This window comes from Streptomyces bambusae (assembly GCF_020532645.1).
GTDB lineage: Bacteria > Actinomycetota > Actinomycetes > Streptomycetales > Streptomycetaceae > Streptomyces > Streptomyces bambusae.
The window spans coordinates 261,824-278,967 of sequence record NZ_JAJAUZ010000002.1; the positions used below are offsets into that span (position 1 = coordinate 261,824).

15 protein-coding genes are annotated in these 17,144 nt (G+C 73.3%); 4 read left to right on the plus strand and 11 right to left on the minus strand.

What is annotated here, in order from left to right:
• Positions 1 to 99 precede the first annotated feature (99 nt).
• The 6 genes from hflX to miaA form a co-directional block, all read right to left on the minus strand.
• A complete protein-coding gene (gene hflX, locus LG634_RS02600; RefSeq protein ID WP_226731897.1) occupies positions 100 to 1,587 on the minus strand; it encodes a GTPase HflX in 1,488 nt (495 codons plus the stop codon).
• 145 nt (positions 1,588 to 1,732) lie between these two features.
• Entirely contained in the window at positions 1,733 to 3,229 is a 1,497-nt protein-coding gene (locus tag LG634_RS02605; RefSeq protein WP_226731898.1) for a M1 family metallopeptidase, read from the minus strand.
• 303 nt (positions 3,230 to 3,532) lie between these two features.
• A complete protein-coding gene (locus tag LG634_RS02610) occupies positions 3,533 to 5,644 on the minus strand; it encodes a RelA/SpoT family protein (RefSeq protein WP_226731899.1) in 2,112 nt (703 codons plus the stop codon).
• Positions 5,645 to 5,782: 138 nt separating this feature from the next.
• Positions 5,783 to 6,658, minus strand: coding sequence for a diaminopimelate epimerase (dapF, locus tag LG634_RS02615; RefSeq protein ID WP_226731900.1), 876 nt, complete (start codon positions 6,656 to 6,658; stop codon positions 5,783 to 5,785).
• Positions 6,659 to 7,373: 715 nt separating this feature from the next.
• Positions 7,374 to 7,847, minus strand: a complete 474-nt coding sequence (locus tag LG634_RS02620; RefSeq protein ID WP_264202646.1) for a hypothetical protein — start codon at positions 7,845 to 7,847, stop codon at positions 7,374 to 7,376.
• A gap of 103 nt (positions 7,848 to 7,950) precedes the next feature.
• Positions 7,951 to 8,889: a tRNA (adenosine(37)-N6)-dimethylallyltransferase MiaA gene (gene miaA / locus LG634_RS02625; protein WP_226731902.1), complete on the minus strand. Its 939-nt coding sequence runs from the start codon at positions 8,887 to 8,889 to the stop codon at positions 7,951 to 7,953.
• A 162-nt stretch (positions 8,890 to 9,051) separates the two neighbouring features.
• Between miaA and LG634_RS02630 the strand changes: the two genes are divergently transcribed.
• A complete protein-coding gene (locus LG634_RS02630) occupies positions 9,052 to 9,270 on the plus strand; it encodes a hypothetical protein (RefSeq protein ID WP_226731903.1) in 219 nt (72 codons plus the stop codon).
• Between the two features lie 24 nt (positions 9,271 to 9,294).
• Entirely contained in the window at positions 9,295 to 9,534 is a 240-nt protein-coding gene (locus tag LG634_RS02635; RefSeq protein WP_226731904.1) for an antitoxin, read from the plus strand.
• 92 nt (positions 9,535 to 9,626) lie between these two features.
• Here the strand turns inward: LG634_RS02635 and LG634_RS02640 are convergent, their stop codons facing one another.
• Both LG634_RS02640 and miaB read right to left on the minus strand, forming a co-directional pair.
• Complete coding sequence (locus LG634_RS02640; protein WP_226731905.1) at positions 9,627 to 10,340, minus strand: class III extradiol ring-cleavage dioxygenase family protein; 714 nt, start codon at positions 10,338 to 10,340, stop codon at positions 9,627 to 9,629.
• Positions 10,341 to 10,477: 137 nt separating this feature from the next.
• Positions 10,478 to 11,959 carry a tRNA (N6-isopentenyl adenosine(37)-C2)-methylthiotransferase MiaB gene (gene miaB / locus LG634_RS02645; RefSeq protein ID WP_226731906.1) on the minus strand — a complete coding sequence of 494 codons (1,482 nt, stop codon included), beginning with the start codon at positions 11,957 to 11,959 and terminating at the stop codon, positions 10,478 to 10,480.
• Positions 11,960 to 12,078: 119 nt separating this feature from the next.
• On the opposite strand from miaB, the gene LG634_RS02650 reads away from it, so the two are divergent.
• Positions 12,079 to 13,089, plus strand: coding sequence for a TAXI family TRAP transporter solute-binding subunit (locus tag LG634_RS02650; RefSeq protein ID WP_226731907.1), 1,011 nt, complete (start codon positions 12,079 to 12,081; stop codon positions 13,087 to 13,089).
• On the opposite strand, the gene LG634_RS02655 is transcribed toward LG634_RS02650, so the two are convergent.
• The 3 genes from LG634_RS02655 to LG634_RS02665 all read right to left on the minus strand — a co-directional run bounded on the left by LG634_RS02655 (position 13,068) and on the right by LG634_RS02665 (position 16,433).
• On the minus strand, positions 13,068 to 14,054 hold the full coding sequence (locus LG634_RS02655; protein WP_226731908.1) for an ROK family protein: 987 nt from the start codon (positions 14,052 to 14,054) through the stop codon (positions 13,068 to 13,070). The two genes, LG634_RS02650 and LG634_RS02655, sit on opposite strands and share 22 nt — an antisense overlap.
• A 254-nt stretch (positions 14,055 to 14,308) precedes the next feature.
• Positions 14,309 to 15,718, minus strand: coding sequence for a HAMP domain-containing sensor histidine kinase (locus LG634_RS02660; RefSeq protein WP_226731909.1), 1,410 nt, complete (start codon positions 15,716 to 15,718; stop codon positions 14,309 to 14,311).
• A gap of 16 nt (positions 15,719 to 15,734) precedes the next feature.
• On the minus strand, positions 15,735 to 16,433 hold the full coding sequence (locus LG634_RS02665) for a response regulator transcription factor (RefSeq protein ID WP_226731910.1): 699 nt from the start codon (positions 16,431 to 16,433) through the stop codon (positions 15,735 to 15,737).
• Positions 16,434 to 16,682: 249 nt separating this feature from the next.
• Here LG634_RS02665 and LG634_RS02670 point away from each other — a divergent pair.
• The coding region (locus LG634_RS02670; protein ID WP_226731911.1) for an amino acid ABC transporter ATP-binding protein at positions 16,683 to 17,144 on the plus strand (462 nt) is incomplete at its 3' end.

Consider the following 17,144-nt stretch of genomic DNA (forward strand, 5'->3'; position numbering starts at 1 on the left):
CCCCGAATACGGGAAAGGGCCCCTGCCTCCTGGGATTTCAGGGGGCAGGGGCCCTTCCGTGTCACGGTCCCGCAGCCGGCGCGCCCGCCGGCTCCGGGATCAGTGCTTCGCCGGCACGTACGGGGCGAGGTCCGCGGCCAGGTCCTCGTTGACCCGCGCCCGGAGCAGGGTGCCCTCCGGGGTGTGCTCCTCGGACAGCATCTCGCCCTCGGCGTGCACCCGGGCGACCAGCCCGCCGTGCGTGTACGGCACGAGCACCTCGACCTCGACCGACGGCCGGGGCAGCTCCGAGTCGATCAGCGCGAGGAGCTCGTCGATGCCCATGCCGGTGCGCGCCGAGACGGCGATGGAGTGCCGCTCGATGCGCAGCAGGCGCTGGAGCACCAGCGGGTCCGCGGCGTCGGCCTTGTTGATCACGACGATCTCCGGCACGTCGACGGCGCCGACCTCGCGGATGACCTCGCGGACCGCCGCCAGCTGCTCCTCCGGTGCCGGGTGCGCGCCGTCGACCACGTGCAGGATGAGGTCGGAGTCGCCGACCTCCTCCATCGTGGAGCGGAACGCCTCGACGAGGTGGTGGGGCAGGTGCCGGACGAAGCCGACGGTGTCGGCCAGCGTGTAGATCCGGCCGGTCGGGGTCTCGGCCCGGCGCACGGTCGGGTCGAGGGTGGCGAACAGCGCGTTCTCCACCAGCACGCCCGCGCCGGTGAGGCGGTTGAGCAGCGAGGACTTGCCCGCGTTGGTGTAGCCGGCGATGGCGACGGACGGGATCTTGTTGCGCCGCCGCTCCTGCCGCTTGATGTCGCGGCCGGTCTTCATCTCCGCGATCTCCCGGCGCATCTTCGCCATCTTCTCGCGGATCCGGCGCCGGTCCGTCTCGATCTTGGTCTCACCGGGGCCTCGGGTGGCCATGCCGCCACCGCCGCCGCCACCCATCTGCCGGGACAGCGACTGACCCCAGCCGCGCAGTCGCGGCAGCATGTACTGCATCTGCGCGAGCGCGACCTGCGCCTTGCCCTCACGGGACTTGGCGTGCTGGGCGAAGATGTCCAGGATCAGGGCGGTCCGGTCGACCACCTTGACCTTGACGACGTCTTCGAGGGCGATGAGCTGGCCGGGGCTGAGTTCGCCGTCGCAGACGACGGTGTCGGCACCGGTCTCCAGGACGATGTCCCGCAGCTCCCGGGCCTTGCCCGAGCCGATGAAGGTGGCCGGGTCCGGCTTGTCGCGGCGCTGCATGACACCGTCGAGGACGAGGGCGCCGGCCGTCTCGGCGAGGGCGGCGAGCTCCGCGAGGGAGTTCTCCGCATCGGTCACCGTGCCTGAGGTCCAGACACCGACGAGCACGACGCGCTCCAGGCGGAGCTGTCGGTACTCGACCTCGGTGACGTCTTCGAGCTCGGTGGAGAGGCCTGCGACGCGGCGCAGGGCCGCGCGGTCGGAGCGGTCGAACTGGTCGCCGTCCCGCTCTCCGTCGACCTCGTGGCTCCAGGCGACGTCCTCTTCCATCAGGGCATCGGCCCGAAGGCTCTCGGTGAAGCTCTGCGCGTCGCGCGCATCCTGGGAAGGGGAAGAAGAGGAGGTCATTGGGTCCTTACGTCGATGTGAATGTACTGCTGGGGGTGCAACGCGCGAGGTTCCGGGAAGATTCCCGGGCCTCGGCGGCCCGTCGATAGTGACATGCCCGTTCGGAGCCCGTCACACCCTTTTCGCGCCAGCAGCGGGCCACGTGTCACCGTGTGTTCCGTGCCGCCCACTCCGGGTGTCCGGGCATCGGGGGCGTCTTGTCCCCGTAGAGCCAGGCCTGGAAGAACGGGCCGAGGTCGCGGCCGGAGATTTCCGAGGCCAGCCGGGTGAAGTCGGCGGTGCCGGCGACGCCGTCCCGGTGCCGGGCGACCCAGGTGCGCTCCAGTTGCTCGAAGGCGGCGGTGCCGATGGTCTGGCGGAGGGCGTAGAGGACGAGGGCCGAGCCGTCGTAGACGACCGGGCGGAACAGTCCGATCTTCTGGCCGGGTGCCGCGGCCCTGGGGAACGCGGGCGGGCCGCCGGAGTCCCGCCAGGCGTCGGAGCGCTGGTAGGCCTCGCGCATGCGCCGCTCCAGGGAGTACTTCCCGAGGCCGTCGGCGTACAGGGCTTCGTACCAGGTGGCGTGGCCTTCGTTGAGCCACAGGTCGGACCAGGTGCGGGGGCTGACGCTGTTGCCGAACCACTGGTGGGCGAGTTCGTGGACCATGACGGCCTCGACGTACCAGGCGGGGTATCCGGGGTCGGTGAAGAGGGCGCTCTCGAAGAGGGAGAGGGTCTGGGTCTCCAGCTCGAAGCCGGTACGGGCGCGGGCGACGAGCACCCCGTAGTTCTCGAACGGGTAGCGGCCGAGGCGCTCCTCCAGCCAGGCCAGCTGGCCGGGGGTCTTGGCCAGCCAGGGTTCCAGGCGCTCCGCGTCGGCGGCGGGGACGACGTCGCGGACGGGCAGGCCGTGCGGGCCGGTCCGGTGGACGACGGCGGACCGGCCGATGGAGACCTGGGCGAGCTCGGTCGCCATGGGATGGAGGGTGCGGTACGTCCACGTCGTCGCGGGAGCCGTGGCGGCCGCGGGGGCCGCGGGCCCGGCGGGGGCCGCGAGGCCGGGCAGGGCGAGGGTGCGGTGGACGGACTCGCGGACGCCGTTGGCGACGGCGGTCAGGTCCTGGGGGGCGGTGACGCGGATGGTGAAGTACGCCTTGTCGGCGGGGTGGTCGTTGCAGGGGAAGACGCGGTGGGCGGCGTCGGCCTGGTTGGCCATGGCGAGGCCGTCCTCGGTGGGTACCCAGCCGCCGTCGGAACGGCCGCGGGGGTCGCTCGTGTGGTGGACGGTCATGCGCACCTTCGCGCCCTTGGGGAGCGGGAACCGCGGGGTGAGGACGAGGTCCTCGCCGGCCGTCTCGAAGCGCGCGGGCATCCCGTTGACCTCGGCGGACGCCACGGTGCCGTGGGTGAAGTCGAGGTTGATCCGGTCCAGCGGCGCCAGGGTGACCGCCTCGACCTTGGTGACGGCGCCGAGGGGTTCGGTGTTGCTCGCGTACGTGAAGGACAGGTCGTAGGCGAGGACGTCGTAGCCGGGGTTGCCGAGTTCGGGGAAGAGCCGGTCGCCGATGCCGAGCGCCAGGGGCGGCGGGAGGGCGGCGGCGACCAGGGTGAGCGAGGCGGCGGCGAGCAGGGCGGCCCGCAGGCGGCGCGAGGTGAGCTGCATGACACACCGCTACCAGCGCCCGCCCGGTGCGGTGGGACGGCGCGCGACGATCCCACCCGAACGGGGAGGCCCGGGGCCGGCGCGGCCGGGCGCCGGACCCTTCCGGCCCTGATCCGGCCCGGTCCGTGACGGCAGGTCCCAGGGGGTGTTGCGAAGGTCCTGTGCGGTGCCTGCGGTGTCCGGTGCGTGCTCTCGGCGTGCCGGGCGAAGGTCCTCGTACTGGGCGTACTCGGGGCTTCGGCCGGTGCGGCGAGAGTGCGTGCCGGGCGCCGCGGGCGCCGTGCGGGACTTTCGCAACACCCCCTAGACGCGGCCCACGTCGTAGACGCCGGGGACCTCGCGCATGGCGCGCATCAGGGCGGGCAGGCCGGTCGCGTCGGGGAGCTGGACGGTGTACGTGTGGCGGACGCGCTGTTCGGTGGGCGGCTCGACGGTGGCGGAGATGATCGAGGCGCCTTGGCGGGACATCGCCTCGGTGAGGTCGGCGAGGAGATGGGGGCGGCCGAACGATTCAGCGACCAGGGTGACCATGCAGTCGGCGGTGGCCCGCCAGTGCACAGCGACGGGGGTGCGGCCGACTTCCCGCATCCGGTCGACGGCCGCGCACTGCACCCGGTGGACGGTGACGGCACCCCCGCGTACGACGAATCCCGCGACGGTGTCCGGCGGTACGGGCGTACAACAGCCGGCGAGGCGGACCGGGGCGTCGGGCAGGTCGACGACGGCGTTGCCGCCGGCGGCCTTCAGCGAGGTCATCTGCAACGGCGCCCGGGGCGCGGGATCGGGCACGTGCGGGCCGTCGGGGTGGGCCTGCAGCCAGCGGGCGATGGCGATGCGGGCGGCAGGGGTGCGGGCGTGCTTCAGCCAGTCGGCGGCGGGTCCGGAGGAGGCGTCCTGGGCGAGGAGCAGCTGGACGGTGTCGCCGTCGGCGAGCCGGCTGCCGAGGGCGGCGATGCGGCCGTTGACGCGGGCGCCGATGCAGCCGTGGGCCGCTTCTCCATGCCGGGCGTAGGCGGCGTCGACGCAGGTGGCGCCCGCGGGCAGGCTGATGGCCCGGGCGTCGTCGGCGCTGTCGGGGCCGTCGGCGACGAAGACGGTGACTTCGCGGTCCTGGGCGAGTTCGGCCCGCAGGCTGCTCCAGAAGGTGTCGGGGTCGGGGGCGGCCTGCTGCCAGTCGAGGAGCCGGGAGAGCCAGCCGGGCCGGGTGGGGTCGATGCGCTCCCCCGCGGCGCCGGGGTCGGCGGGTTCGGCGGGGGCGTAGGGGTTGCCGAGGGCGATGACGCCGGCTTCGGCGACGCGGTGCATCTGGTGGGTGCGGATGAGCACTTCGGCGACGGCGCCGTCGGGGGCGGCGAACGCGGTGTGCAGCGACTGGTACAGGTTGAACTTGGGGGCGGCGATGAAGTCCTTGAACTCGGAGACCACCGGGGTGAAGCAGGTGTGGAGTTCGCCCAGCACCCCGTAGCAGTCGGCGTCCTCGGTGACGAGCACGAGCAGCCGGCCGAACTCGGGTCCGCGCAGTTCGCCGCGTTTGCGGGAGACACGGTGGACGGAGACGAAGTGGCGGGGGCGGACGTGGACTTCGGCGGCGATGCCGGCGTCGCGCAGGACGGCCCGTACGGATTCGGCGAGGGCGGGCAGCGGGTCGCCGTCGGCGGTCCGGGCGGCGATCAGGGCGCGGGTGTGCTCGTACTCCTCCGGGTGGAGGATGGCGAAGACGAGGTCTTCGAGTTCGGTCTTGAGGGCCTGGACGCCGAGGCGTTCGGCGAGCGGGATGAGGACGTCGCGGGTGACGTTGGCGATGCGGGCCTGCTTTTCGGGGCGCATCACGCCGAGGGTGCGCATGTTGTGCAGGCGGTCGGCGAGCTTGATGGACATGACGCGGACGTCGTTTCCGGTGGCGACGAGCATCTTGCGGAACGTCTCGGGTTCGGCGGCGGCGCCGTAGTCGACCTTTTCGAGTTTGGTGACGCCGTCGACGATGAAGCAGACCTCGTCGCCGAACTCGGCGCGGACCTGGTCGAGGGTCACGTCGGTGTCCTCGACGGTGTCGTGCAGCAGAGAGGCCGTCAGCGTGGTGGTCTCGGCGCCCAGTTGGGCGAGGATGAGGGTCACGGCGAGCGGGTGGGTGATGTACGGTTCGCCGCTCTTGCGCATCTGGCCGCGGTGCGAGCTCTCGGCGAGGACGTACGCGCGGGCCAGGACGCCGAGGTCCGCGTCCGGATGGTGGGCGCGGTGGGCCTCGGCGAGGTGGGCGATGGCGTCGGGCAGCCGGTCGCGGGCGGTCGGGCCGAGCAGGGCGGCCCGGCCGAGTCTGCGCAGGTCGATCCTGGTCCGGGCACGCCGGCGGGTGGTGGTCGCTGCGGTCAGGCGGAACTCCGCCCCCGCATCGGGGTTCGTGGCCTCTGCACTCATGGGCACCTCCGGCATCAACCGGCGGTGGCAGGGCGTGGGGTGAGCCCTCAGGGCCGGTGTCTGATGTTACCGACCCCACCACGTGGCGCAGTCCGGCTCTCGCCCAGCGTGAACCGGATCACCCATTCGAGGGAAGCTCTACGCGAAAGCCGTTTCGGTCAGCCAGCTCGGGTCGATCTTGCCTTCGGCAACGATCACGGCGGGTCCGGTCATCTCGACGGACCCGTCGGGGTGTTCGGTGATGACGAGGGTCCCGCCGAGCACGTCGACGGTGTACGTGACAGCTTCGCCGGTCACGGCGGGGTCGGCGCCGTCGCGGCGGGCCGTGGCGACGGCCACCGCGCAGGCGCCGGTTCCGCAGGACCGGGTCTCGCCGGCGCCGCGCTCGTGGACCCGCATGGCGACGTGGCGGGGGCCGCGGTCGGCGACGAACTCGATGTTCACACCGGTGGGGTAGGCCTCGGCAGGGCTGAACGGCGGCGCCGTGTAGAGGGTGCCTGCGTCGTCGAGGTCGGCGACGAAGGCGACGGCGTGCGGGTTGCCCATGTTCACGTTGCGCGCGGGCCAGGTGTGCTCGCCGACGGTAACGGTGACGTCGCCCTCGGGGAGCAGGGCGCGGCCCATGCCGACGGTGACGTCGCCGTCCTTGTCGAGGTGGACGCGCTTGGTGCCGCCGCGGGTGGCGATGGACAGCTCGCCGGCCTCGACGTGGCCGGCGTGCTGGAGGTAGCGGGCGAAGACGCGGACGCCGTTGCCGCACATCTCGGCGACGGAGCCGTCGGCGTTGCGGTAGTCCATGAACCACTCGGCCTCGGCGGCGAGGTGCGCGGCCTCGGGGTGGGCGGCGGAGCGGACGACGTGGAGCAGGCCGTCGCCGCCGATGCCTGCGCGGCGGTCGCAGAGCCGGGTGACGGCTGCTGCGGGCAGGTCGATCGCGTTGTCCGGGTCAGGGATGATCACGAAGTCGTTCTCCGTGCCGTGTCCCTTGAGGAAGGCGAGGTCTGTGGTCGTCACCTTGTCCATGGTACGGGGCGGGTTCCGGGCGGGGGGTGTGGGGCGGGTGGGTCTGCCGTGACGGGGGTTTCCCCTGCCCGCCCCTTCCCGAACCGGGGCTCCGCCCCGGGCCCGCGCGCCTCGGTCGCCGGCGGGGCCCGGAGGTCGGGGCTCCGCCCCGGGCCCCGGTCCTCAAGCGCCGGACGGGCTGAAAGATTCGGTGCTCTGCCCCGGACCCCCGCGCCTCAAACGCCGGCGAGGCTGGAGGTTGCCCCGTCGGGCCGGGTTGATCGGCTGGGCCGGAGGTTCCCCGGTCGGGCCGGGTCGATTGGGTCGGCTGGAGGCTGCCGGGTCGGGCTGAGGCGATCGGCTGGGCCGGGGGCTGCCCCGTCGGGCCGAGTTGCCCAGCGGGGCCGGAGGTTCCCCGGTCGGGCCGGGTCGATCGGGTCGGCTGGAGGCTGCCGGGTCGGGCTGAGGCAATCGGCTGGGCCGGGGGCTGCCCCGTCGGGCTGAGTTGCCCAGCGGGGCCGGAGGTTCCCCGGTCGGGCCGGGTCGATCGGGTCGGCTGGAGGCTGCCGGGTCGGGCTGAGGCAATCGGCTGGGCCGGAGGCTGCCCCGTCGGGCCGAGTTGCCCAGCGGGGCCGGAGATTGCCCGGTCGGGCTTGGTTGATCGGCTGGGCCGGGGACTGCCCGGTCGGGCTTGGTTGATCGGCTCGGCTGGAGGTTGCCGGCGGGGTCAGCGGAGGCGGGCTACGCGCCAGACGGCCAGGAAGGCGATGGTGAGGACGACGACGGCGTAGAGGGCGACGATGCGCCAGTCGGGGCGGTCGCCGGAGCCTCGGGCGGGCAGGCCCGGCCAGGTGTAGCCGACGCGGCGGGCGGCCATCATGCCCCAGCCGCCGGCGCAGCCGCTGATCAGCAGGCCGAGCATGGCGACGACGGCTCCGCCGTCACCGAATTCGAAGGCGAGCGGGAAGGCGAACATGAGGGAGCCGGCGGCGGCGAGCATCACGATGGGGGCCAGCTGCCAGAGCCGCAGCCGGCGCTGCGGGCGCAGCTCGACCTCGTACTCGGGGACGGGTTCCTCGTGCTCCGGGCCGTCGGGGCTGAGCCGGTCGGAGTCCGCGGGCAGCCCCAGCGCGGCCGGAAGCACCGACTCCTTTTCCTGCCCGGAGTCGTCGCGCCCGGTGTTCCGAGGGCCGGCCTCCATCGCCACGTGCCCTCCCCACTAGGACTTCGCTTCGCCGAATTTGATGATGGCACGCCCGCGGACCCGGGACGGGCGTCCGGGGCGTCCCGATGCCATCACGTGATCAGGCTGTAACCGCTCGTTCGACCAACGACTGCGCGAGTCGGGGGAGTTCCCCGCGGTCTGCGGCGGCGCCGCTGAGCCAGTGCACCCGCGGGTCGCGGCGGAACCAGGAGTCCTGGCGGCGGGCGAAGCGCTTGGTGGCCCGTACGGTCTCGGCCCGGGCCTCGTCCTCGGTGCACTCGCCGGCGAGGGCGGTGAGCACCTGCTGGTAGCCGAGGGCGCGGGAGGCGGTGATGCCTTCGCGCAGGCCGCCGGCCTCCAGGGTGCGGACCTCGTCGACGAGTCCGTCCTCCCACATCCGGTCGACGCGCAGGGCGATCCGCTCGTCGAGCTCGGGGCGGGCGACGTCGACGCCGATCTGCACGCAGTCGTAGACGGAGTCGGGGCCGGGGAGGTTGGCGGTGAAGGGGCGGCCGGTGATCTCGATGACCTCCAGGGCGCGGACGATCCGGCGGCCGTTGCTGGGCAGGATGGCCCGGCCCGCGGCGGGGTCGGCGGCGGCCAGGCGGGCGTGCAGGGCGCCGGGGCCGCGCAGGGTCAGCTCCTCCTCCAGACGGGCGCGGACCTCGGGGGCGGTGCCGGGGAACTCCAGGGAGTCGATGGCACCGCGGACGTAGAGGCCGGAGCCGCCGACGAGGACGGGGGTGCGGCCCTCGGCGAGCAGCCGGTCGATCTCCGCGCGGGCGAGCCGCTGGTACTCGGCGACGCTGGCGGTCTCCGTGACGTCCCAGATGTCGAGGAGGTGGTGCGGGATGCCGCCGCGCTCGTCCATCGTCAGCTTCGCGGTGCCGATGTCCATCCCACGGTAAAGCTGCATGGAGTCGGCGTTGACGACCTCGCCCCCGAAATACCGGGCGAGGGCGACGCCCAGATCGGACTTTCCGGCCGCGGTGGGGCCGACGACGGCGATGACCCGCGGAGCGGGGGCTGCACTTCTCACCGGACCAGTCTCGCAAACACCCGGCCGGGTACCCGAACGAGCTACGTGACGGCGGGGTGGGGGCGTCGTTGCCCTGGCGGGGTTCCGCCGGGGCGGCGGTCCGTCCCGCCTTCTGCGGCGGCGCGGAACTTTACCTGCACGAGTAACGTTATTGGAGTAGACATGGGCGTTTTTGCATGGTTTCGCCGGAAGGCCAAGGACACCGTCACGGCGGGGTCGGAGGCGGTTCCGGAGCCGGCTCCGGCGGTGACGGAGGAGCCGGCCGGCGAGGCCGCCGGGACCGCCGCGGAGGGATCGGCCGGCACCGCCGGCGTGGAGATCCCGAAGCAGCAGTCGGCCGAGGCGGCGGACAGCGAGGCCGGCGAGGGCGCCCGTACGTAGGAATCCGCCAAGAGAAGGTGACCCATGGGCCTGCTGGACAATCTGAAGGCCAAGCTCGGGCCGGCGAAGGACAAGGTCGGCGACCTCGCGCAGCAGCACGAGGGGAAGATCGGCGAGCGCCTGGACAAGGTCGCCCAGGCCGTGGACTCCAAGACCAAGGGCAAGTACAGCGGCCAGATAGCGACCGGTACGGGCAAGGCCAAGGACGCCTTGGGCAAGATCGCCCACAAGGACCACCCGGACGGTGGCCCGGCGGCTTCCTGACGGCCCGCCCGGTCCGAGGGGCGCGGGGTGCTTCCCCGCGCCCCTCGGGCGTGCGGGCGAACGGGAGCGCGGGCGGGTCGCGGGGCCGGAGGTCAGGACCAGGCGGCGACCAGGTAGCCGACGCCGTACGGGGCGTCCTCGTACAGCAGCCGGCCGTCGAGGCCGGCGACCTCGGCGGCGCCCGCGAGGACCTGCCAGGGGGCCCGTCCGGCGGCCTGGAGTGCGGTGGCGAGGTCCGCGTCGATCGCGGCGAGGGCCGCGGTGTCGGCTGTGCCGAGGGCGCGGGCGGCAGCGGCGTCGAAGCCGGCGGCGCGCTCGTCGAGGTAGCCGGGGGCCTTGACCGTGCGGCAGGCGCTGCTGTCCCCGAGGACGAGCAGGGCGGTCCGTTCCGGGCCGGCCGCCAGCTCGCGGCCGGCGGCGAGGCATCCGTCGGTGCCGAGGGCCGGGTCCACGGCGAGGCCGGACACGGGGGCGGCGGACCAGGTGGTGTGGTCCAGCAGCCAGGCGGCGACGGCCAGGGCGGCGGGCAGCTCGCGGCCGCCGGCGGCCTCGCCGGTCCCGAGCCGCACCTCCGTGCCCGGCACGCCGAAGCGGCGGAAGGAACCGGGGCTGCCCTGCGGGTAGGACCCGGCGGCGTCACCGCCGGCCGGGCCGACCACGACGAGGCGGTCGGGCCGGGAGGCGGCGAGTACCGCGAGCGCGTCGGAACAGGCGGTGCGCGCGGCGGCGAGTTCACCGGCCGCCCCGGCCGCGACCTCCGGCACGAGCAGCGGCGGACAGGGACATACGGCAGCGGCTACGAGCATGATCCGCAGCGTAGTACGCGCGGGACGGCGACGGCGTGCGCACGGACGAGCCCGTAGGGGCCGCGCGGACGGCACCGACGAGCGGGGCTGCGCGCACCGCCCGGACCCGGAGGTCCGGCCGTGCGCCGCCGCCGGTGTCAGTTGACGGAGCAGCCGCCGGTGGCGGCCGGGAGCGGCGCCGGGACGCCGATCGCGGGGAGGCCGAGCATGACGCCCGCCGGCTGGGCGGGGGCGGCGTTGCGCTTCTCCCAGGCGTCGCCGGCGCGGGTGCGGCGGACCCCGGTGGTGGGGCCTTCGGCGAGCAGGTGGTGGGGGGCCGCGTAGGTGATCTCGACGGTCACCACGTCACCGGGGCGGACCTCGGCGTCCGGCTTGGTGAAGTGGACGAGGCGGTTGTCGGGCGCCCGGCCGGAGAGCCGGTGGGTGGCGCCGTCCTTGCGGCCCTCGCCCTCGGCGACCATGACCTCCAGGGTGCGGCCGACCTGCTTCTTGTTCTCCTCCCAGGAGATCTCCTCCTGGAGGGCGACCAGGCGCATGTACCGCTCCTGGACGACTTCCTTGGGGATCTGGCCCTCCATGTCGGCGGCCGGGGTGCCGGGGCGCTTGGAGTACTGGAAGGTGAAGGCGTTCGCGAAGCGGGCCTCGCGGACCGCGTGCATGGTCTGCTCGAAGTCCTCCTCGGTCTCGCCGGGGAAGCCCACGATGATGTCGGTGGAGATGGCGGCGTGCGGGATCGCGGCGCGCACCTTCTCGATGATCCCGAGGAAGCGCTCCTGCCGGTACGAGCGGCGCATCGCCTTCAGGATCCGGTCGGATCCGGACTGCAGGGGCATGTGCAGCTGCGGCATCACGTTCGGGGTCTCGGCCATGGCGGCGATGACGTCGTCGGTGAAGTCGCGGGGGTGCGGGGAGGTGAAGCGGACCCGCTCCAGGCCCTCGATCTGACCGCAGGCGCGCAGCAGCTTGCTGAAGGCCTCGCGGTCGCCGAGGTCGGAGCCGTAGGCGTTCACGTTCTGGCCGAGCAGGGTGATCTCGGAGACGCCCTCGGCGACGAGCGCCTCGACCTCGGCGAGGATGTCGCCGGGACGGCGGTCCTCCTCCTTGCCGCGCAGCGCCGGGACGATGCAGAAGGTGCAGGTGTTGTTGCAGCCGACGGAGATCGACACCCAGGCCGCGTAGGCGGACTCGCGGCGGGTCGGCAGCGTGGAGGGGAAGGCCTCCAGCGACTCGGCGATCTCGACCTGCGCCTCTTCCTGGATGCGGGCGCGCTCCAGCAGCACCGGCAGCTTGCCGATGTTGTGGGTGCCGAAGACGACGTCGACCCAGGGGGCGCGCGCGACGATGGTCTCGCGGTCCTTCTGGGCGAGGCAGCCGCCGACGGCGATCTGCATGCCGGGGCGCTTCGTCTTCATCGGGGCGAGCCGGCCGAGGTTGCCGTACAGCTTGTTGTCGGCGTTCTCCCGGACCGCGCAGGTGTTGAAGACGACGACGTCGGCTTCGCCCTCGGGGGTCCCCTCGGGCGCGCGGACGTAGCCGGCGTCCTCCAGCAGTCCGGAGAGCCGCTCGGAGTCGTGCACATTCATCTGACACCCGTAGGTGCGCACCTCGTACGTCTTCACCTGTCCAGGGTAAAGGGGGCGCGGTGGTGGCTCGGCCCGGTGCGTGGTGCGCGAGGGGCCCGTGTGACGTGAGACGCCGGGTCTGGCCGGGAATGGGGCGAGGTGGCAGGATCGCGCACATGCCCCTCGCACTCCCCCGGTTCGCCGGGTTCCGGTCCCGCAGACGCCGTCTCCTGGCGGGTGCGGCGGCCGGGCTGACCGTGCTGGGGCTGCTGCTGTGGTGGCTGTTGCCGCTGGGGCGCCCGGAGCCGGAGGGTCCGCTGACCTTCAGCACGGGCGGGCGCTCGGGCGTCTACCACCTGTACGGCGAGCTGCTCCAGGAGGCCCTGACGCGGGACCTGCCGCAGGTGGACGTGGCGCTGCTGCCCAGCGAGGGCTCCCAGCAGAACCTGGAGCGGGTGGCGACGGGCGCCGCGGACTTCACGATCGCCACGGCCGACGCGGTGTCGAAGTACAAGATGGACGACCGGCCGGGCGCGGACCGGCTGCGCGGGTGCGCGCGGCTGTACGACGACTACGTGCAGCTGGTGGTGCCGGCGGACTCGCGGGTGGACTCGGTACGGGACCTGAAGGGGCTGCGGGTCGGGATCGGCCAGCCGGCGTCGGGCGTACGGCTGATCTCGGAGCGGCTGCTGACTGCGGCGAAGCTGGATCCGGCGACGGACATCACACCGGTGTCGATCGGCATCGACCAGATGCCGGCCCAGCTGGAGGCGGGCCGGATCGACGCGTTCATCTGGTCCGGCGGGCTGCCGACGAACGCGGTGAAGGAGCTGTCGGAGCGGACCGACATCCGGCTGGTGCAGCTCGGGGACATGATCAAGGAGCTGCAGCGCAGCGGGACGCCGGCCCGGTACTACCGGAGTGCGGTGATCTCCCCCGACACGTACAAGTGGGCGCGCAGCAACGACGACGTGACCACCCTGGCGGTGCCGAACCTGCTGGTCACGACCGATCGTACGGATGCCGCGCTGACCGAGGGGCTGACCCGGACGGTCATCGACAACCGGGACCGGATCGGGCACCAGGTGCACGCCGCGCAGCTCGTGGACCTGCGGACGGCGATCTACACGGATCCGCTGGAGCTGCACGAGGGCGCAGCGCGGTACTACCGGTCGGCGAAACCGTAGCGCTCGGCCGGGGCCGCGGCGCCTTCGAGGAGTTCGACCGCGGCCGCGGCCGCGCCGATGAGGCCGGCGGCGGTGCCGAGGGCGGCCGGGACCACGTCGAGGCCGCGGACGAAGTCGAGGGCAGCGTAGTCGGCGAGGTGGCGGCGGAGCGGTGCGAAGAGCACGTCGCCGGAGCCGGCGACGCCGCCGCCGATCACGGCGAGGTCGGTCTCGACCAGGGTGGCGGTGGCCGCGATGGCGGCGGCCAGGGCCCGGCCGGCCCGGTCGAAGGCGGCGACGGCGACGGGGTCGCCGAGACGGGCGGCCGCGGCCACGCCGGCGGCGGTGGGGTCGGGTCCGGTCCAGCCCTGCTCCGCGGCCCAGCGGGCGATGGCGGTGCCTGAGGCGATCTGCTCCACGCAGCCGCGGCCGCCGCAGGCGCAGGGCTCGCCGTCGAAGGCCACGGAGATGTGGCCGATGTGGCCGGCGTTGCCGGTGGGGCCGGGGTGGAGGCGGCCGTCGAGGACGAGGCCGCCGCCGACGCCGGTGGAGACGACCATGCACAGGGCGTTCGCCCGGCCGCGAGCGGCGCCGAGCCAGTGCTCGGCGGCGGTCATCGCAACGCCGTCGCCGACGAGGACGGTGGGGACGGGGGCGCCGTGCCGGGCCAGGACCTCCCGGGTGCGGGCGAGGACCGGGAAGTCGCGCCAGGCGGTGATGTTGACCGGGCTGACGGTGCCGCGCGACGCGTCGACGGGGCCGGCGCTGCCGATGCCGCAGCGCCGTACGGCGGACCAGGCGGGGTCGCGGGCGAGGTCGGCGACGACGTCCGCCACGGCCTGCATGACGTCTTCGGGGGCGGTGGTGCGGGGGGTGGGGCGCTGGGTGCGGGCGGTCAGCGTGCCGTCCTCGTGGACGAGGGCGCCGGCGATCTTCGTACCGCCGATGTCGATGGCGGCGCTCGGTCCGGTGGCGGGGGTGTTCACGGGCGCTCCTGTGGTGGCGGTCGTGATCCAGTATGCGCGTCGGCCCGTGGCCCCGTGACGCCGCCGCCCTCTTGCCCGTGCCCGCCCCTGACGTGGCCGCCGTTCGGGGCTCCGCCCCGGACCCCGCGCCCCAAACGCCGGCGAGGCCGAGTCGTCTCAGCCCGCAGGCGAACTGCGGAGGGGGCACGATCAAGCCCGTCCGGCGATTGAGGACCGGGGTCCGGGGCGGAGCCCCGGGATCCGGGCTCGCCCGGTTACAGGGCCGGGGCTTCCGTGCGGGGGACCGAGAGGGTTACGCGGAGGCCGTGCGGGGGGTTGGTCTCGTAGGAGAGGGTGCCGGCGCTCTTGGCGAGGAGGGCACGGGAGATGGAGAGTCCGAGGCCGGAGCCCTTGATGTTCTGGTGGCGGCCACTGCGCCAGAACCGGTCGCCGATCCGTTCGAGCTCCTCGTCGGTCAGGCCGGGTCCCCGGTCGGCGACGACCACCGTGGCGACGCCGGTCCCGGCGGTCGTGGTGACGGTGACCTCCTCGCCCGCGGGCGTGAACTTCAGCGCGTTGTCGATGACGGCGTCGAGCGCGCTCGACAGCGCGATGGGATCGGCCCAGCACGTGACGGCCGCCTGCCCCGCCTCGGTGAGCCGTACCCCCTTCTCCTCCGCGTACGGCCGCCACGCGGTGACGCGTTCGCCGACGAGCGCCCCGATGTCGACGAGCCCCTTCTCGGCGGCCGCGTGCTCGGCGAGCGCGAGGTCGAGCAGGTCGTCGAGGACCTGCGCGAGCCGCTTGCCCTCGGTCCGCACCGAGGCGATCTCCTCGTTGCCCTCGGGGAGTTCCAGCGCGAGCAGCTCGATCCGCAGGAGCAGCGCGGCGAGCGGGTTGCGCAACTGGTGCGAGGCGTCGGCGACGAAGGCCCGCTGCTGCTCCAGCACCTCTTCCACGTGGTCGGCCATCTCGTTGAACGAGTGCGCCAGCCGCTGGAGTTCCGGCGGTCCGCCGGAGGCCGCGACCCGCGAGTTCAGCTGGCCGGTCGCGATGTCGTGGGTGGCCGCGTCCAGGATGCGCACCGGCCGCAGCACCCAGCTGGTCAGCCGCAGCGCGGCGGCGAACGCCAGCAGCATGGCCGCCGCGAGGCCCGCGCCGACGATCAGCCAGCCGCGCAGGATCCGCGAGCGCATCTGCCCGGTGGGCGATTCGGTGACCACGACCGCGACCACGTCGCCGTCCAGCACCACCGGCGAGGCGACGACCAGCCAGGACTGCTCCCAGGGCCACACCTGCGGCGGGTCGTGGCTGCGCCGGCCGGCGAGCGCCTCCTCGAAGGCGCGCCGGCCCTGCCCTTCGTCGGGCAGGCTCCACCAGCCCGGCGCCCGGGCCATCGTGGCGTCCGTACGGGTGAACACGCCCGCGCGGATCCCGTACAGGTCGTGGTAGCGGGCGAGTTCGAACTGCAAGGTGGTGCGGCGTTCGTCGGCGCCGACGGCACCGCTGGACGCCGCGTCGCTGACGAACTGGGCGAGGGCCGCGAAGCGGGCCGTGTCGTCGATCCGGTCGACGACCACGCGCTGCTGCTCGGCCGCGGCCATGCTGACGGCGAGCGGGAAGCCGAAGGCGATCAGGACGCCCGCCATGAGGACGACGAGCAGCGGGAGGAGCCGGGTGCGCACGCTGGGTGACCGGGCGTCAGGAGCCGGACGGCGGCGCGACGAGCCGGTAGCCGACGCCGCGGACGGTCTCGATCAGCGCGGGCATGCGCAGCTTGGAGCGGAGCGAGGCCACGTGCACCTCCAGGGTGCGGCCGGTCCCTTCCCAGCTGGTGCGCCAGACCTCGCTGATGATCTGCTCGCGGCGGAACACCACGCCGGGCCGCTGGGCGAGCAGCGCCAGCAGGTCGAACTCCTTGCGGGTGAGCGGTACGTCGGCCCCGTCGACGGTGACCCGGCGGGTGGGCAGCTCGATGCCGACCGGCCCGAACCGGACCACCGTGTCGGCGGCGGGTGCCGCGTCGTCGCCGCCGGAGGTGCGCCGGCTGACCGCGTGGATGCGGGCCAGCAGCTCACCGGTGTCGTACGGCTTCACCACGTAGTCGTCGGCGCCCATGTTCAGGCCGTGGATCCGGGACCGCACGTCGCCGCGCGCGGTCACCATGATCACGGGAGTGCCGGTGCGCTTGCGGATCTTCCCGCAGACCTCGTAGCCGTCCTGGTCGGGGAGGCCGAGGTCGAGGAGGATCACCCCGTAGGGAGGGGCGTCGGCGGGCAGCAGGGCCTGCAGGGCCTCCTCTCCGCTGCGGGCGTGCACCACCTGGAAGCCGTGCCGCCCGAGGATCGCGGACAGGGCCGCCGCGACGTGGTCGTCGTCTTCGACGAGAAGCAGTCTCATGGGGTCCCCCTTTCCGGAGTCTCGTACGGGCCACCATGCATCCACGCGGATGAAGAGCCCCACGTCAAGGGGGTTCCGGCGCGGCGCGCCTTCCGTTATGTACCCGGTACGCGTACATGTGAGGCGATTACGCACAGTGTCACGGAGAAGCCGTATCGTTATGCTCAATTCTCGCTCAGATGTGATGACGCTGTGCTCACCCCCTCACTACTGTCCTTCCAACCGAGCAGGGACGGGAGCCAGAGACCGATGAGCGGAGTATCAGTGGACAAGGGCACGGCCGACGCGGCTCCGGCCGCCGAGGGCCTCGTCGTACTGAGCGACGTCAACAAGCACTTCGGCGCGCTGCACGTGCTGCAGGACGTGAACCTGAGCATTGCGCGCGGCGAGGTCGTGGTCGTGATCGGCCCGTCCGGTTCCGGCAAGTCGACGTTGTGCAGGACGATCAACCGGCTGGAGACCATCGACTCCGGCACGATCACCATCGACGGCAACGAGCTGCCGTCCGAGGGACGGGCGCTCGCCCGGCTGCGCGCCGACGTCGGCATGGTGTTCCAGTCCTTCAACCTCTTCGCGCACAAGACGGTGCTCGAGAACGTGACGCTGGGCCAGCTCAAGGTCCGCGGCACGGACTCGGCGGCGGCCATCGAGAAGGCGCGGGCGCTCCTCGACCGGGTGGGCGTCGGTTCGCAGGCGGACAAGTACCCCGCT

Excerpts from the sequence above, each read along its gene's own strand:
- hflX (WP_226731897.1), bottom strand. The coding sequence starts at position 1,587 with ATGACCTCCTCTTCTTCCCCTTCCCAGGATGCGCGCGACGCGCAGAGC.
- LG634_RS02610 (WP_226731899.1), bottom strand. The coding sequence starts at position 5,644 with ATGAGTGCAGAGGCCACGAACCCCGATGCGGGGGCGGAGTTCCGCCTG.
- LG634_RS02605 (WP_226731898.1), bottom strand. The coding sequence starts at position 3,229 with ATGCAGCTCACCTCGCGCCGCCTGCGGGCCGCCCTGCTCGCCGCCGCC.
- LG634_RS02635 (WP_226731904.1), top strand. The coding sequence starts at position 9,295 with ATGGGCCTGCTGGACAATCTGAAGGCCAAGCTCGGGCCGGCGAAGGAC.
- LG634_RS02640 (WP_226731905.1), bottom strand. The coding sequence starts at position 10,340 with ATGCTCGTAGCCGCTGCCGTATGTCCCTGTCCGCCGCTGCTCGTGCCG.
- LG634_RS02665 (WP_226731910.1), bottom strand. The coding sequence starts at position 16,433 with ATGAGACTGCTTCTCGTCGAAGACGACGACCACGTCGCGGCGGCCCTG.
- LG634_RS02630 (WP_226731903.1), top strand. The coding sequence starts at position 9,052 with ATGGGCGTTTTTGCATGGTTTCGCCGGAAGGCCAAGGACACCGTCACG.
- LG634_RS02620 (WP_264202646.1), bottom strand. The coding sequence starts at position 7,847 with ATGGAGGCCGGCCCTCGGAACACCGGGCGCGACGACTCCGGGCAGGAA.
- LG634_RS02650 (WP_226731907.1), top strand. The coding sequence starts at position 12,079 with ATGCCCCTCGCACTCCCCCGGTTCGCCGGGTTCCGGTCCCGCAGACGC.